The organism is Flavobacterium sp. SOK18b (genome assembly GCF_014156605.1).
Taxonomy (GTDB): domain Bacteria; phylum Bacteroidota; class Bacteroidia; order Flavobacteriales; family Flavobacteriaceae; genus Flavobacterium; species Flavobacterium tiangeerense.
The window spans coordinates 1-1,734 of the sequence record NZ_QKNZ01000052.1; the positions used below are offsets into that span (position 1 = coordinate 1).

The 1,734-nt window shown below is 37.1% G+C and carries 1 protein-coding gene; it reads right to left on the minus strand.

Annotated elements, in window-relative coordinates; all coding sequences use genetic code 11:
* Window positions 1-97: 97 nt before the first annotated feature.
* The coding region (locus DNC80_RS09260; RefSeq protein ID WP_255493209.1) for a nucleoside-diphosphate sugar epimerase/dehydratase at window positions 98-1,734 on the minus strand (1,637 nt) is incomplete at its 5' end.

Consider the following 1,734-nt stretch of genomic DNA (forward strand, 5'->3'; position numbering starts at 1 on the left):
TAAGCTTTTTTTTATTTGGGCGCATCCTTAATTTGACTACTTCATATTTAACCGACTTTTATACCATGCATTTAATTACCAGTACAAGTGAAAAAACTTACACTGTATCTAGCGTTTCAAAAGTAGAGTTCATACTTTTAAACTCGGGTACTATTTTTTTCATCTGCGCCACCATGGCATCATTGGCATAGCCTTCTGCAATATGAATTAAATCACTCACATCTTGATGTAAAGTCTCGTATTCTTCTTGTAATTCCTGCGCAATCATAATTTTAGAATGGTACGTCGGCATTGACTTCGAGGTGTCATTTAACAATTCTTCGTATAACTTTTCGCCCGGCCTCAATCCCACAACCTGTATCTTAATATCGCGTTCTGGTATAAAACCAGCCAACTTGATCATTTTTCGAGCCAAATCGATAATTTTTACAGGCTTGCCCATATCAAATATATAAATTTCACCACCGTTACCCATTGCTCCAGCTTCCAAAACTAATTGGCATGCCTCAGGAATCGTCATGAAATACCGAATAATATCCTTGTGGGTTATGGTTACCGGACCACCCGCTGCAATTTGCTTCGTAAAAAGCGGCACCACAGAACCATTGGAACCCAATACATTTCCAAAACGAGTGGTAATAAATTTGGTAGCTTGCTCCCCTTTTTCTTGTTTGTTTTTTAAATGCAAAGACTGTACATATTTCTCTGCAATGCGTTTGCTGGCTCCCATTACATTACTAGGGTTTACCGCTTTGTCTGTAGAGACCATTACAAATTTTTTCACATTATAACGACACGCTAAATCTGCTAAATTTTTAGTTCCTTTTATATTCGTAAAAATAGCTTGACACGGATTGTCCTCCATTAACGGAACGTGTTTGTAGGCGGCAGCATGAAAAACAACATTCGGTTTATAGGTTTTAAAAACCACATCCATCGCTTCCCTGTCTCTAATATCCGCGATAACGGTTCTAATTTTAACGTCCGTATTGATAGCATCCGTTTCCAATTGCAAATGATGCAAAGGGGTTTCAGCTTGGTCCAGTATGATTACTTTTTTAGGATTAAAAGTCAGCACTTGTCTCACAATTTCACTACCGATAGAGCCGGCAGCTCCACTGATCAAAACCACCTTGTCTTTCAATTGTTTAGAAATAGATTTATTATCCAAAACAATTGGTTTCCGTTCTAGCAAATCTTCAATTTGAATGGTTTTCACCTTTTGAGAAATCTCGCGTTGGTTCTCCCAATCCGAAATCAAAGGCACGGTAAATACTTTTAAATTGTACTCCAAACACTGATCTACGATCACAATCTGCTCCTCCCTGGTCAATGCTTTGTCCGCCAAAATCACACTGGTGGCTCCCACTGAACGCATCATAGCAGGCAATTTCTTTTTCTGAACTAGTATAGGCAGATCCAACATCCTTTTGGAAGCATTTTGATTATTCTTGTCAATGAAACCAACGATTTTAAAACGTGTAGGCGCTTCAAACTTTAAAGCATTTGCCACCGATATCGCATTGGCATCAGTGCCATAAATAACAGTGCGGATCAAGTTGGTGTTTGTATTTTCAGAAAAATAAATTTCAAAAGTTTGTTTTACAATCACACGATATAAAAACAATCCGCAAAAAGACAGAACGATATTGATAAATAAGGCTGTATTCAAAAATACTTTTTCACCTTCAGCAAATTCAAAAAAGAAATTGATAATTAAAAAAACTATTAAAA